The following is a 15,208-nucleotide window of genomic DNA, read 5'->3' on the forward strand; positions in this document are numbered from 1 at the left end:
GTAAAAATAAAAGTTAAATTTAGATTTTTAATAATGGGGAAAATGATGTTATCTGAATTAGATTTAAAAAATTATCAAGAGTTAAAATTACAATTAGAAAATTTGGAAAAATTCTTAGTTAATTTTGACAATAATCGAGCAACAATTGAATTAAATTTAATGGAAATAAAAAAAATAATAGACCAGAAAATTTTATTATTAGATCAAGAAAAAATCGAGGTAAAATTTAGGGGTAAATGGCAATCAATTCAAACAGAAATTAATCGTTCTTATCGGCTATTATTAAATGATTGGTTATTTTTAAAAACCGCCCTTCAACCGATGGTTATTGAAAAAAGATTAAAGTTATTTAAGCATAATTTAACTCAATTAATTAGTTTTTGTAATTTTATTTTAGAAGTTAATCAATTTTGATCATGGTTAATTAACCGTACCATCGGGCATAGTAGCACCTTCTAAAATTACATCAATCATATTGGCGCTACTCAATTCTGCCCTGACTAAATTGGCATTTCTAAAATTAGCTCCGGTTAAATTTGTACGGGCAAAATAAGCATCAATTAGATCAGATTCTTCAAAATTTACTTTATATAAATTACCACGACTAAAATCAGTGCGATTGAGTTGACAAGAGCTTAAATTCCCTTCAGATAAGTCAGAATGGCTTAATTTTGCATTACTTAAATTACTAAATTTTAAATCTACTCCTGTTAAGTCGGCCTCCATTAATTTTGCTCTTTGAAGTTGACTATTTTGCATGATAGCTCCGCTTAAGTTAGCCGCAACTAAATTAGCATCAGTTAACATTACTCCGCTTAAATTAGCATTAGTTAAGTCAACTTCGCGCAGATCCGCCCCTCTTAAATTAGTATTTTTTAAATTAGCCCCCCTTAAACAAGCTCTGGCTAGATCCGCCCCTTGGAGATCCGCCCCTGATAAGTCAGCCCGATCTAAAATTGCACCCCTTAAACTAGAAATATAAACCCGTTTTTCTTCCCTTAAATTAGCACCTCTTAAACAAGCTCCAGTTAAGTTAGCCCCACTGAGATCCGCTCCCCTTAAGTCGGCGGAAATTAAATTAGCATCTAAAAAACTAGCTAAAGTTAGATCCGCACTGGTTAAAATAGCCCTTTCTAAAATAGCACCGTGAAAATTAGTATTATGTAAAATAGCTGAAGTTAAATTGGCTTGATTTAAGTTAGCTCCGTTTAACTGCGCCCCTTCTAAATTAGCATGATTTAATTGCGCCCGATTCAAATAACTAAAAGTTAAATAAGCTTGATTTAAGTTAGCTCCATTTAAAATAATACCAATTAAATCCGCATTAATTAGATGAAAACCCGTTAAATTTTTCCCTGTAAAATTATGCTCTCCACTGGCATAACGTTCGATTAATTCATTAGCATTCATGGTTTTAATTGTACCTCAAAAAATAATTAATTGTTAATGATAATAATAAGGTTTTAAAGCCGTAATAATACCATGAGCGGCCTGTTGATATTCACTAACATCGGGTAAAGTTTTAGCCGTACTCAAGAGGGTTGATTCTAATTCTCTAATAGATTGAGTTCGATTATAAATATCATGAATTAAATCATCTAATTCACAAGTTTTTAAGGCTGACCAATCTTGCCAACTATCATCAAAATTATGATCTAAAATAGAAAATAATAGGATTTTAGCGCGCAAAGGATTGGCATATTGCATTAAAGACATTCTAATTTCAAATATATCATATACTTTCTGTTTTGTTACTGCTTTAACATTAGTATTAATATCATTTTCATTTTCCGCCGTTGATTCTTGAGTTTGATCAATAGAAGGAATTAAACCTTGTTCTTCATAAAAATAATCTAAATCTCCATCTAATAATGCCGTTTCAAAATTATCAATTGCTTTATTTTTTATACCTTGATTAGCTTCAACTTCTGAAGTTTGATAAAGAATTTGACTAGCTTGAATAATGATATTGGCAATATTAGAATAAACTGCTTGACGATTGAGAGTTTTAACCACCCTTTGTAAAGATTGTTTGACTTGATTAAGATCATGATTTTGTTGTCTTAATTCATAAATTAAATCATACAAAGAATACTGCTCTAAAATATGAGGGTTATTTTCCCAATGTTTTTTACAGGTGCAAAATATCAATTTTTTGATCCTAGTTGAATCAATATTTTCTTCTAAATTGGCAACCACTCGATCGATTAAATAATCATCAATTATTAATTGACTTGATTTTTTATTTTCCACAAAAACAATTTGAGTTGTATCTTCTGAATCATTATAGAGTTTACTTAAATTTTGGATAATAATATTAGCAATATTACTATAAATATCTTGACGATTTAAAGTTTCTACCATGCGAGTCATTAAATAACTTAACTGATCAATGCTACTATTAGCTTCCCTGAGTTTTTCCACTAGATCACGACAAGATAATCTTTCTACTTCTTGAGAGTTCTTCGCCCATTTCTTGGTATCGGCATAATACATTAATTTCTTGATCCTTTCGGCCTGATCATGATTTTTTAAATATTCTACTATTTCATCAATAATTGGATTCTTGATCATATTTTTTCTCAAAGTTTAACAATGAATAAAATCTAACTAATATGATAAGTTAAAACTGGCTTTTAGATCAATTTGATCTATTAAATCTTAATGATCACATTTTACAGATGTTTTTTTTACGGTTTCGGGAAAATGTTTAAAATTTGATTAACTTTTATTCTGAATTATCTCATGTTTACTTTATCTATTTTTCAAATTTAATCTAATAAATAATCACAAAAATAATTTTAATTATTGGTTTAAACTCTTAATTGATTATTATGAAATTCTTAAGTATTAATAATTTAATCCTTAAAGGTTACGGACACAGCATCGCCATGTCCGCACCAGATCAGTTAATTAGGGATTGCTCAATCAATTAAGCCACTCCTACGGGTTCTCGGTCGCCAATTTCGCTGGAAACTTCATAAAATGAGGTAGTAGGTGCTTTCACGAATAAATGAGCCATTTGAGCTAAAATCTCATCACAGCAATCATTTTTGTTAGCATCCATATCCCGAATATTATCCCAAAAAATAACTGCAATGCCCTTATCCGTATCCGGCTCTTGCAGTAGATAAGCTCCTTTAAATCCTTGTTTATAAGTAGAAACAGCCTTTTCAAAGAGTTGTTGTGCTTCTTGAAATTTACCCGGTTTAAATTCACCTAATGCAACGTAAGCATATTTGCGTTTGAGAAAATCATAAAATTCTGTCATATTGATCTCCTTGTGTCAATCAATAAAGTATCTATTCATACATTATAATTTTAATTGGTTATTTAAGTATAAAAACTTAACAATTTATTTAAAAGATTAAAATGAAAATTTTTATTAGTACGGGTGAAGTTTCAGGTGATCTACAGGGCGCTCTTTTGATCGAGGCTTTATTCCGTCAAGCCAAAATGCAAAATTTTGATTTAGAAATTATGGCTTTAGGGGGCGATCGCATGGAAAAAGCGGGAGCAAAATTAATCGCTAATACCACAGGGATCGGCTCAGTAGGCTTATTTGAGTCTGTTCCTTTTATTATTCCCACTTTACAAGTACAGGCTAAAGCTAAACAATATTTAAAGGAAAATAGCGTTGATTTAGTAATATTAATTGATTATTTAGGGCCTAATATTGGTATTGGTACTTACGTTAAAAAAGTCTATCCAAATATACCGATTATTTATTATATTGCGCCTCAAGCTTGGGTATGGTCATTAAATGATAAAACTACTCAACAAATAGTAGGTATTACTGATAAATTATTGGCAATTTTTCCAGAGGAAGCTAAATTTTATCAGGAAAAAGGTGCAGATGTAACATGGGTTGGTCATCCCTTATTAGATCGGATTAAAAATGTGATCAAAAGAGAAGAAGCCCGTTTAAAATTAGGTTTAGATCAAGACGATCAAGTTATTACTTTATTACCTGCTTCCCGCCGTCAAGAAATTAAATATTTATTACCTGTAATGTGTGAAGCGGCGCAACAAATACAGGCAAAAATCCCTGATATAAAATTTTTATTACCTGTTTCTTTAAAAAGTTATGAAGCACAAATTAAAGAGGTAATAAAACCCTATTCTTTAAAGATTAAACTTTTAGATTCTCAACCTTTAGAAGCCATTTCTGCTTCAGATTTAGCTATTACAAAATCAGGTACAGTTAACTTAGAAATTGCTTTATTAAATGTGCCTCAAGTGGTATTATATAAAGTGCATCCTATTACCTATTGGATTGCTTGTAATATTTTAAATTTTTCTATTCCTTTTATGTCTCCTGTTAATTTAGTTACCATGACTGAAATTGTACCTGAATTATTACAGGAAAAAGCTACTGCTAAAAATATTACTGAAAATGCTTTAAATTTATTATTAAATCAAGAAATTAAATCTAAAACTTTAACTGATTATCAAATTATGCGTCAAAATTTAGGTCAAGAAAATGTCTGCGATCGTACCGCTTTAGAAATACTTAATTATTTAACTTTAACTATTAGAAATTATAGCCCCAAAACCTAAAGGGTTAGGCTATTTAAACAAAGTCAGATTTTATGATCTCTGTGATCTTTTTATAATCAATTTTTTAGTTTATTTTTGATGTTAATAAATCAAAAATTATTAAAAAAGAGATAATTTCTAACAAAAATTAGTTCAATTTATTGAACGATTTATGTTAGCCTTGAACTTAAGTTCAAGGCGAGTTAAGGGTTTTAGCATTTAACCCGCTTTGAAATAAATTTCAAAGCTAACAGCGATCGTTCAATAAATTGAACTCAGAATTGCATTTTACCCTCGACTTTGAAAACGCTCTACTACCAAAAAGGGTATATAAAACCGATTTGGTATGAAGTCTGCGCAGGCAGACTTTGTTGATATAGCATAAGGCTTTAGCCTTAATGAAATCATTAATTTAAGTTAAATTTATAGGCAAAATTTAGCTTAAATTTACAGGCAAGATGCCTATACTACTAACAAATAACAAATAACCAATAACTAATAAAAAATAACCAATAATATGACTGATTTTTTAGCAACTTTAAACCCTTCCCAACGCCGTGCCGTTGAACATTATTGTGGCCCTTTATTAGTAGTAGCAGGGGCTGGATCCGGCAAAACAAGAGCCTTAACCTATCGGATCGCGCATTTAATCAGGGAATATAAAGTTAATCCTGAAAATATTTTCGCTGTGACTTTTACTAATAAGGCCGCTAGGGAAATGAAAGAGCGAATTGAAAATATTTTCGCCCAAGAAATGGCTTTAAAAAAATATAATCAAAGATTTGAATTATTACCAGAAATAGATCAGAAAAAAATTAAATCTAAAGTCTATCGTAATTATATTAAACCTCTTTGGATCGGTACATTTCACAGTTTATTTGCCCGAATTTTACGTTATGATATTCCCAAATTTCAAGACGAAAAAGGCCACACATGGAAGAAAAATTTTAGTATTTTTGATGAAAATGATGTACAAAGTTTAATCAAAAATATTATTACTAAAAAATTAAATTTAGATGATAAAAAATTTGAACCTCGTAAAGTTAGATATGCCATTAGTAACGCTAAAAATTTAGGTTTAACTCCCCGCACTTATGCCCAAGAAAATCAAGGTTATCAGGGTAAAGTTATCGCTGACATTTATCAAGAATATCAAGATCAATTAGCCGCTAATAATGGGTTAGATTTTGATGATTTATTATTAGTACCTTGGTTATTATTTCAACAAAATGAATCACTTTTAGCCTATTGGCATCAACAATTTAATCATATTTTAGTTGACGAATATCAGGATACTAACCGCATTCAATATGAATTAATTAGGCTTTTATCTACTAATAATGAGCCGAAAAAAAGCGACTGGAATTGGGAAAATCGCTCGGTTTTTGTGGTGGGTGATGCGGATCAATCTATTTATAGTTTTCGTATGGCCGATTTTACAATTTTACTCGGTTTTCAAGAGGATTTTGGCGATAATTTACCCGATCAACATACCTCAACAATGGTAAAATTAGAGGAAAATTATCGCTCTACTGAAACAATTTTACAAGCGGCCAATTATCTAATTCAAAATAATAATCAAAGGATTGATAAAATTTTAAAACCTACAAGGGGATCCGGTGATTTAATCTATTGTTATCAAGGGGAAACAGAGGAAGATGAAGCAAGATTTGTCTTAAATAGTATTAAAAAATTAAAACAACAAAATCCCGAATTAAATTGGGGTAGTTTTGCAATTTTATATCGTACAAATGCCCAGTCTCGCACCTTTGAAGAACAGTTAATTAAAACGGATATTCCTTACACCATTGTGGGGGGATTTAAGTTTTATGAAAGAAAGGAAATTAAGGATGCGATCGCCTATTTAAGACTGGTATCAAATCCCAATGATACTGTTAGTTTGTTAAGGGTAATTAATACTCCTAAAAGGGGCATCGGAAAAACTACAATTGATCATTTAGTTAATGCTTCTCAACAGTTAGGTATTCCATTATGGGAAATATTAACAGATGAAACTTCTGTTAATACAATTGCAGGTAGAGCGGCCAAAAAAATTAGTCAATTTGTGAATTTAATTACCACTGTTCAAAATCAATTAGAAGAATTATCTGTAGCGGAAATTTTAAACTTTATTTTAAACAATTCTGGTTATATTTCCGATTTACAAGAACAGGGTACAGATGAAGCAGAAAACCGTTTAGAAAATATTAATGAATTATATAATGCGGTGCTACAATTTCAAGAAGAAAATGAAGAAAATAGTTTAAATGATTTTCTCTCTAGTGCTTCTTTAGCTTCCGATCTTGATGATCTTCAAGAAGGAGAAGAAAAAATCTCTTTAATGACATTACATTCGGCCAAAGGTTTAGAATTTCCAATCGTTTTTCTGGTAGGATTAGAGCAGGGAATTTTACCCCATAGTCGCAGTATTTATGATCCCCTTGAATTAGAAGAAGAAAGACGTTTATGTTATGTTGGTATTACCCGCGCCCAAGAACAATTATTTTTAACTTATTGTCATGAAAGATTCATGTGGGGATCTTTTGAAAAGAAATTACCTTCCCAATTTTTAAAGGAATTACCCTCAGATTTATTAACAGGAAATACGAAAAAATCTGTTAAAAAATCTCCTTCAGGTAAACCAATTAATGTTAGTAAATCTCCAGAAAATCAAGGAATAAAAACGACTGATCATGTTAAGATTTTACCAAATAATCAACAATGGGAAGTAGGGGATTATGTTTTACATAAAATTTTTGGACAAGGCCAAGTTACCCATATTTTAGGGGATGGAAAAAAACAAAATTTAGCGATTCAATTTCCAAATTTAGGCACAAAAATTATTAATCCCACTATTGCCCCAATGGAAAAATTATAATTATTAATTGACAATTTTTCCCTAGTTTAGATTGTCAATTGTTAAATTTATTATTAGTTATTAGTTATTTAATTTATCATTGTAGTTAATCTTTAATCATCTTAAATTATGCTTTGCTATGGCTACTAAATCCTGTTTTTGTATCAATCCTAAATGTCAACAACCGGATCATATTAATAATAATAATCCTAATATTAATTATTGTCAAAGTTGTGGCTCACAATTGCTTTTAAATGGTCAATTTAGGGTTGGTCGTCTCTTAAGTAATAATAGCGGTTTTGGTGATGTTTATGAGGTTTTTAAGGGCTTTTCTGCATCTATTTTAAAGGTACTTAAACCCGAATGGAATAATCAACCCAAGGCGATCGAATTATTTAAAAGGGAATATGAAGTTTTAGCACAATTAACTAAGCAGGGAATAACGGCTATTCCTGAAGTTTTAGATTTGTTTGAATATCAAACCAGAGACGGTTTAAATTTATATTGTTTAGTAATGGAAAAAGTCGAGGGAATTGATTTAGAAAAATGGGTTAATATTCATGGTAAAATTAATCAAAATCAGGCTTTAAAATGGTTGAAAGAAATATTATTAATATTAGATAAAATTCATAGTTTAAATTATTTCCATCGTGATCTTAAACCTGCTAATATTATGATGCGAAATAATGGCGAATTAGTATTAATTGATTTTGGTACAGCCAGAGAAGAAACTCAAACTTATTTACAAAAAATACAAGGCCAAAGATCAACGGGTATCGTATCAGTAGGTTATACTCCAAGGGAGCAAGAACTTGGTCAAGCGGTAATGCAATCAGATTTTTTTGCATTGGGGAGAACTTTTGTTCATTTATTAACAGGGAAACATCCGATTGATTTATATGATAATTTTAATGATGAATTAGTGTGGCAAGACGAAACGGAAAATATTAATTCTTTATTCTTAGATTTAATTGAAGATTTAATGAAAAGATTAAAGGATCGTCCTCAAAATAGTCAAGTAATCTTAGAAAAATTAACAGAAATTGAACAAAAATTAAGTCAATCTTCAGTTAATAATAAATCACAAAAGCAACCTTTAATTATACCTCAAAATGTTCAAAATGTTAAGCCTTTTGCAACCCCTAAATTTACTCTTTTACATTCTTTAGAAGGTCATACTTATTGGGAAACAAAAATTAAACCTAAGCTATTTATATTTACAGAAGAAGAAAAAGTTTTAGTTAAATGTCCAGTTAATTCTATTGCTTTTAGCCCTGATAGTAAATTTTTAGTTAGTGGCGGAAATGATAATAATATTAGATTATGGGATGTCAGTAAAGGTAAGCAAATTCGCTATTTTTCTGGCTATCTTAATAATATTAACTCAGTAGGACATCTTGGTAATATTAACTCAATAGATTTTAGCCCGAATGGAAAACTTTTAGCTAGTGGTAGTGAGGATCAAACTGTTAAAATTTGGGATGTTAATAGTGGTAAATTATTATCTACTTTAACAGGAGATTTTAGTTGGATTCGCTCTGTCAATTTTAGCCCAGATAGTCATTTGTTAGCTGGTGGTAGTAGTGATGGTAAAATTAAGATTTGGTATATTAATACTGGTAAATTATTATCTACTTTAATAGGTCATTCTAACTGGATTAGAACCGTTAATTTTAGCCAAAATGGAAAAATTGTAGCTAGTGGTGATGGTGATGGTATAATTAAAATTTGGGATGTTAATACAGGGCAAGAATTAAAGAATTTGATTGCTCATGGTCTAGCTATTTTTTCAGTTAATTTTAGTCCAGACGGAAAATTTTTAGCTAGTGGTAGTGGGAATCATACTATTAAAATTTGGAATGTTAATACAGGGCAAAAATTAAAGAATTTAATTGCTCATAGTGGGGCTATTTTGTCAGTAAATTTTAGTCCAGATGGAAAATTTTTAGCTAGTGGTAGTGATGATCATACTATTAGAATTTGGGATGTGAATACGGGTAAAGAATTACATACTATAACCAATCATTCTAATACTGTTTATTGTGTCAAATTTAGCCCTGATGGTAAATATTTAGCTAGTGCTAGTCATGACTGTACAATTAAAATTTGGAAAGTAGAATATTAGTTTTTTTTTAATCTTAAAAGCCACCAGATTTAAGATTTAAGAAAGGTTAAATTTTAAAATCATTAGTTATAATTAAAATTTAGCCTAACTTGTTGCGTAAAATCAGTATCAATTATTACTTATTACTTTACATTTTGAGTTTTATTTTATTATGCCAATTAAACGTATTATTCAGGGATTAAACCAATTTCAGAATACCTATTTTACAGATCATCAGGAAATGTTTGCTCAATTATCCCATAAACAAACACCTGATATTCTTTTTATTACCTGTTGTGATTCTCGTATTAATCCTAATTTATTAACCCAAACAGAGCCGGGGGAATTATTTATTTTGCGTAATATTGGGGGTATGATTCCACCTTATGGAATGCCCAATAATGGGGAAGGCGCGGCCGTAGAATATGCCATTATTGCCCTAGAAATTAAACATATTGTCATCTGCGGACACTCTGACTGTGGCAGTATGAAAGGGATTTTAAAAATGGATCAAATAAAAAAAGAAATGCCTTTAGTTTATCAATGGTTAAAAAATGCCGATTCTACCCTTCGTCTTTTACGAGATAATTATTCAGATTATGAAGGTGAAGAATTATTAACTATTTCCATTAAAGAAAATGTCCTCACCCAAATCAAAAATATTGAAACTTATCCAGTCGTGCGTTCCCGTTTATATAGCGGAGACTTATATCTTCATGCTTGGTTTTATGAAATTGAAACGGGTATTATTTCCGCTTATGATGCTAACCAAGGTGAATTTGTACCATTAAGTTCTGAACCTTTCCCAGTTCCCGATCCCCTTTCTAAACAATGGACAATTGACACTGAACAGTGAGCAATAAACAGTCAGCAATGAACAATGACCAGTGACAAATAATTAATTAAAAAATTTTAAATGAACCAATAAAGTTTAAAATCCTTTTATAACAAGATTTTGATTGATCATTAATCTTGCTATGACCAGTAAAATTTATCCACTCCTATGAGGTTATTTTTATGAAAAGAGTATTAGGAATCATTTTAGGAGGAGGCGCGGGAACTCGTCTCTATCCCCTAACTAAGCTCAGAGCCAAACCCGCCGTTCCCTTAGCCGGAAAATACCGTTTAATAGATATTCCCGTTAGTAACTGTATTAACTCGGAAATTATCAAAATTTATGTTTTAACTCAATATAATTCCGCATCTTTAAACCGTCACTTAACCCGCAGTTATAACTTTGCCGGTTTTAATGATGGTTTCGTAGAAGTTTTGGCCGCTCAACAAACTTCGGAAAATCCCGACTGGTTTCAGGGAACGGCCGATGCGGTGCGTCAATATCTCTGGTTATTAGAAGAATGGGATGTGGATGAATTTGTGATCCTCTCTGGTGATCATCTCTATCGCATGGATTACAGTAAATTTGTCCAACGTCATCGGGAAACTAACGCCGATATTACTTTATCCGTTGTACCAATGGATGAAAAACGAGCTTCTGCCTTCGGTTTAATGAAAATTGACGATCATGGACGGGTAATCAGTTTTAGTGAAAAACCCAAAGGTGAAGCCCTTAAAGCCATGGCCGTGGATACCACCAAATTAGGTTTAGACCCCCAAAAAGCTCAAGAAATGCCCTATATTGCCTCTATGGGTATTTATGTCTTTAAAAAAGATGTTTTAGTTAATTTACTCAAACAAAACCTTGATAAAACCGATTTTGGCGGAGAAATTATCCCCAGTGCGGCCAGTGATCATAATATTCAGGCCTATTTATTTAAAGGTTACTGGGAAGATATTGGAACGATCGAAGCCTTTTATGATGCCAATTTAGCCCTAACTCAACAACCTACCCCTCCCTTTAGTTTCTACGATCAAAAATTCCCCATCTATACCCGTTCTCGTTATTTACCCCCCACCAAATTATTAGATTGTCAGATTACTGAGTCTATGATCGGAGAGGGTTGTATCTTAAAACAATGCCGGATCAATCATTCCGTTTTAGGAGTCAGAACTCGTGTGGAAAAAGATTGTGTGATTGAGGATAGTCTTTTAATGGGATCGGATGCTTATGAAACTTCCGCCGATCGTAAAGCCGAAATCGCAGGTGGTTCAATCCCGATCGGGATCGGACAGGGATCAACCATTCGCCGAGCTATTATTGATAAAAATGCGCGCATTGGTCAAAATGTGATGATTGTCAATAAAGACCGAGTAGAAGAAGCGGAAAAAGAAGATCAAGGTTTTTATATCCGTAGTGGTATTACCGTCATCTTGAAAAATGCCATTATTCCTCATGGTACGGTAATTTAATCGTTTAATCTAACCCCTCTCCCAAGGGCGAGGGGGTTTTTGATAACTGATAACATCTCTACAAAATGTTAGTGATCTAAACTAAGATTTAATTGAATATAATTAGATATTTCTTCACCAGAATTTTTGACTAAAGATAATAAGTAATCTTCATTGCGTCTTAATTCTTCTTGAATATTTCCTAAGGACATTCTATCTAAAATTAGCCAATTATTAAACACTTGATCTCGCCCATCTTGGGGAACATTAATTTGATAAAGACGGATGATTTTTTGCTTCAATTTTTCTTGACTAATCCAATTTAAACTATAGCCAATTTTATCTAAAAAACGGCGTAAAATCATAATCGGAGTTGACTTATTACTTAAGCCAATTTTAAAAATAGTTTTAATGACAGTTTTATTTTTTAAAGCTAACTCCGCCATCTGCTCTAACCAAGGATCGTTATTGCTTAAAATCTGCTCAGGATGGGCAATAATTTGATTAATTCTTAATAGTTCTAAAGTATTAATCATCACTCCTAATTGACAATTATTAAAGTCAGGAGTAAAAATATTTCCCTCACCTTGTTGGATCAATTGTTGGGCTATTTTTGCATCCCTTTGCGCTAAATAATCTCGCCCTTTAGTTAAATAATAATTGAGCCTTAATTTATCATACCATTTTTGATCATCTTTCATCACTAATTCAACTGTTACCGGAATTAAATAACGCTGTTGTAATTCATATTTTCTGAGCGCATATTTTTGATCAATTGTCTTAACTAAAACTTTTTTTAAACTACTATATTCAGCGAAATTTAACTGTTGTGCCTCAGCGATCGCCCCACATTCGTGTTGATAATTATAATCTCGAATGGCCTGAATTTCTGACATTAATTGATTTTGAGCTTTTTCCTTTTTTTTATGTTGTTGTACTTGCAAAAAATAAGTCAAATTTTTCACATATTCAGGATCATTTTTTTGCTGTTGATCTAAATTAAATTGATCAAGATCAAACTGTTTTTTCATTTTTTTCGGTTTAATTGTAACAGTTTGTCCCTCATTTTTCAACAGAGTTAAAACCGTTTGACGATAATTTAACATTGTCGCATTAAACCGCACCGCCATTTTAGCCCAACAATGTAAAGATTCGGCCTGAAAATTTAACTCTAACTCGTCTAAACATTCCAGATCAGCTTGTTGTAATAACCGAATATTGGCATTAGTTAAACGATGGCCATTAGTCAATAAATTAGGAATAGAAGTTGAGCCATTGCCTACCTTATTAAAACCATAAGTATTAATCCATAAATAACGATCAATATTATCACGAATCCGCCCTAAAGATTGACAAACAGAATGGGCTGATTGTACCCCTTGAGCAATACACCAAACTGAAGTAAAATAATCCTTTAAATCAATACTAATACCCGTTTCGATCGCCGGACTAGCTAATACAATATCATATTGATTTAAAACATTGTTTAAATTACCCATAATTTGATAAGCATTATGATTTTGATCCATCAAAGATTGTGCATCAATTCTTAAAATTTGATGGTGGGGAAATCTCTGTTTTAAATAAGCTTCAAAAGTTAAAGTTCCCCATTTACTGGTTAATTTTTGAGCGGATAAAAAGATAAAAGGTTTACCCCCTTGCTCAATATGATTAACCAAATCTTTAACTAATCTTTTAGGGGTATTTTCTGGATAATAATAAGCACAATAATGCTCATTTAAAGAGGGTTTCCAGTTATTCTCAATTATAAAAGGTGAACCATAATTGCCACCTAACTTCATTAAATATTCAATAGAACAATCACTTAAATCCGCATCGGAAATAACCACTTTTCCTTGATGATTAAAAACACACTGCATTAATAACTTTAAATTTTTTAAAATATTAACCCGATTTTGTTTACAAGTATCGGAATTTAAACCATGCCATAAAACCTGCTCAACTTCATCAATAATAATTAAAGCATTAGCCCAATTTTCAGGGTTAAATTTAGAGTAAGATTGGGGATGCAATGAATCAATACATAAACCATAACTTGTTAAATTACTAATAGATTTTTTCTGATAATTATGATCATAATTAATCCCAAATCTTTGACAAAGTTCCTCAACTAATTTAACTCGGTGACTAATCACTAAAACTTTTTGTTTTTTCTCAATACTTTGTTTAACTAATTTACTTAAAAATTCAGTTTTTCCCGTATTTTTAGGAGATTTAATCCCCACTAATTTAACCTGATCAGGAATGATAATTTGATCAGAAATTTCCCCTAAATAACGCTCATTAATTTCTAAATTTCTGGGATAGGTTAAACTAAATAAAGATTGAGCTTTCCAAACTTCAAAATTTAAAGCATTTATATAAGCCTGATCAAAAATTGTCGCTCCATATTTAGCAATTAAATCATCAACACCTTTAGCCAAATGATGATCCCAACTAATAATTTTAACTTCACAGCCCGATTTTTTTAATAAATACCCCGTTTTCTGAATTGCTAAATTAACATTTTTCTGAGTTTTCGGTTGTGTATCTTGATCAAAAACAAAATAAACCGATCTTTGAGACTGAATTAATTTTTTTAAGTGGGGAATTAACTCAGATTTACCAATAATATTACCTTCTTCATTTTTTAAATTACGATAACCACCATAAATTCCGGGTAAAGCAATCGCCACATAACCTGCCGTAACTAATGCCCCTGCTTTTTTAGCTCCCTCAGTAATACAAAGAGGAATCTGAGGATGGTCAATCACCCATTGCCAAAAAGCAAAATAGTCACTTTCAATGTTATAATCATTAATCCCTGTGGGAAGGGCGATTTGATAGCGTTGAGCGATTTTTTCCCATAAATGAAGGGGAACGCGCAACGCAAAAAGACTGGCCGGAGCTTTGGGGGGATGTTCATATTTAATCACTTTCCCCGTATCCCTGTTATAACGTGGATTTTCAGGCTTAAAACATCCCCAAAGATCATCTTGGCCTGTTAAAATATCCACACCTGAACACCACCAGCCACCGTTTTCCGTGTGTTGATATTGATCTAAAAACGAGTTACTAACCCTGCCATCATTCCTACGAGGAAGATCATCTGCGTAAAATAAATACTCCAAAGGGCGACTGTCTTGAAGTGAAATGACATTAAGGCGGGTCAAAGTTTCATCAACCGCACTATTTCGCCATTCGTTGAGATAATTTAAAGTCGTCATAATTAATGTAAGTTAATCCTCGAATTTTTGACTTTTATAATAAGCCTGTACTCTATATATAGAGTCAGGATTAATTATCATACATCAAAACGCTAGATCTAGCGTAAAAATTTAAAGATTTTTTCCAAATTTCCCAAAATAAAGTGGGGATGAACGGCCGTTCACCCCCAGATCAAAAAAAATAAAAATTATTCA

Annotated in this window: 10 protein-coding genes; 6 read left to right on the plus strand and 4 right to left on the minus strand. The window is 31.6% G+C overall.

The genetic code is table 11. From position 1 onward, the window contains the following. Positions 1–42 precede the first annotated feature (42 nt). Complete coding sequence (gene patD / locus Anndu_RS03930; RefSeq protein ID WP_464103117.1) at positions 43–414, plus strand: heterocyst frequency control protein PatD; 372 nt, start codon at positions 43–45, stop codon at positions 412–414. Between the two features lie 6 nt (positions 415–420). Here patD and Anndu_RS03935 read toward each other — a convergent pair whose 3' ends face one another. From Anndu_RS03935 to Anndu_RS03945, 3 genes are all read right to left on the minus strand, one after another. Further along, on the minus strand, positions 421–1,410 hold the full coding sequence (locus Anndu_RS03935; protein ID WP_464103118.1) for a pentapeptide repeat-containing protein: 990 nt from the start codon (positions 1,408–1,410) through the stop codon (positions 421–423). A 33-nt stretch (positions 1,411–1,443) separates the two neighbouring features. Beyond that, positions 1,444–2,574, minus strand: coding sequence for a hypothetical protein (locus tag Anndu_RS03940; RefSeq protein ID WP_464103119.1), 1,131 nt, complete (start codon positions 2,572–2,574; stop codon positions 1,444–1,446). 358 nt (positions 2,575–2,932) lie between these two features. Then, entirely contained in the window at positions 2,933–3,271 is a 339-nt protein-coding gene (locus Anndu_RS03945; RefSeq protein WP_464103120.1) for an antibiotic biosynthesis monooxygenase, read from the minus strand. Between the two features lie 101 nt (positions 3,272–3,372). Here Anndu_RS03945 and lpxB point away from each other — a divergent pair, with 101 nt between their 5' ends. The 5 genes from lpxB to Anndu_RS03970 all read left to right on the plus strand — a co-directional run bounded on the left by lpxB (position 3,373) and on the right by Anndu_RS03970 (position 11,807). Beyond that, positions 3,373–4,560 carry a lipid-A-disaccharide synthase gene (gene lpxB, locus Anndu_RS03950; protein WP_464103121.1) on the plus strand — a complete coding sequence of 396 codons (1,188 nt, stop codon included), beginning with the start codon at positions 3,373–3,375 and terminating at the stop codon, positions 4,558–4,560. A 496-nt stretch (positions 4,561–5,056) separates the two neighbouring features. Next, complete coding sequence (gene pcrA, locus Anndu_RS03955; protein WP_464103122.1) at positions 5,057–7,417, plus strand: DNA helicase PcrA; 2,361 nt, start codon at positions 5,057–5,059, stop codon at positions 7,415–7,417. A 118-nt stretch (positions 7,418–7,535) separates the two neighbouring features. Further along, positions 7,536–9,521, plus strand: a complete 1,986-nt coding sequence (locus Anndu_RS03960; RefSeq protein ID WP_464103123.1) for a WD40 domain-containing protein — start codon at positions 7,536–7,538, stop codon at positions 9,519–9,521. Positions 9,522–9,672: 151 nt separating this feature from the next. Then, positions 9,673–10,356: a carbonic anhydrase gene (locus Anndu_RS03965; RefSeq protein WP_464103124.1), complete on the plus strand. Its 684-nt coding sequence runs from the start codon at positions 9,673–9,675 to the stop codon at positions 10,354–10,356. Between the two features lie 161 nt (positions 10,357–10,517). Further along, a complete protein-coding gene (locus tag Anndu_RS03970; protein WP_464103125.1) occupies positions 10,518–11,807 on the plus strand; it encodes a glucose-1-phosphate adenylyltransferase in 1,290 nt (429 codons plus the stop codon). A 68-nt stretch (positions 11,808–11,875) separates the two neighbouring features. On the opposite strand, the gene Anndu_RS03975 is transcribed toward Anndu_RS03970, so the two are convergent. Next, a complete protein-coding gene (locus Anndu_RS03975) occupies positions 11,876–15,013 on the minus strand; it encodes a plasmid replication protein, CyRepA1 family (protein ID WP_464103126.1) in 3,138 nt (1,045 codons plus the stop codon). Between the last annotated feature and the right edge of the window lie 195 nt (positions 15,014–15,208).

This window comes from Annamia dubia NIES-4383 (assembly GCF_055394725.1).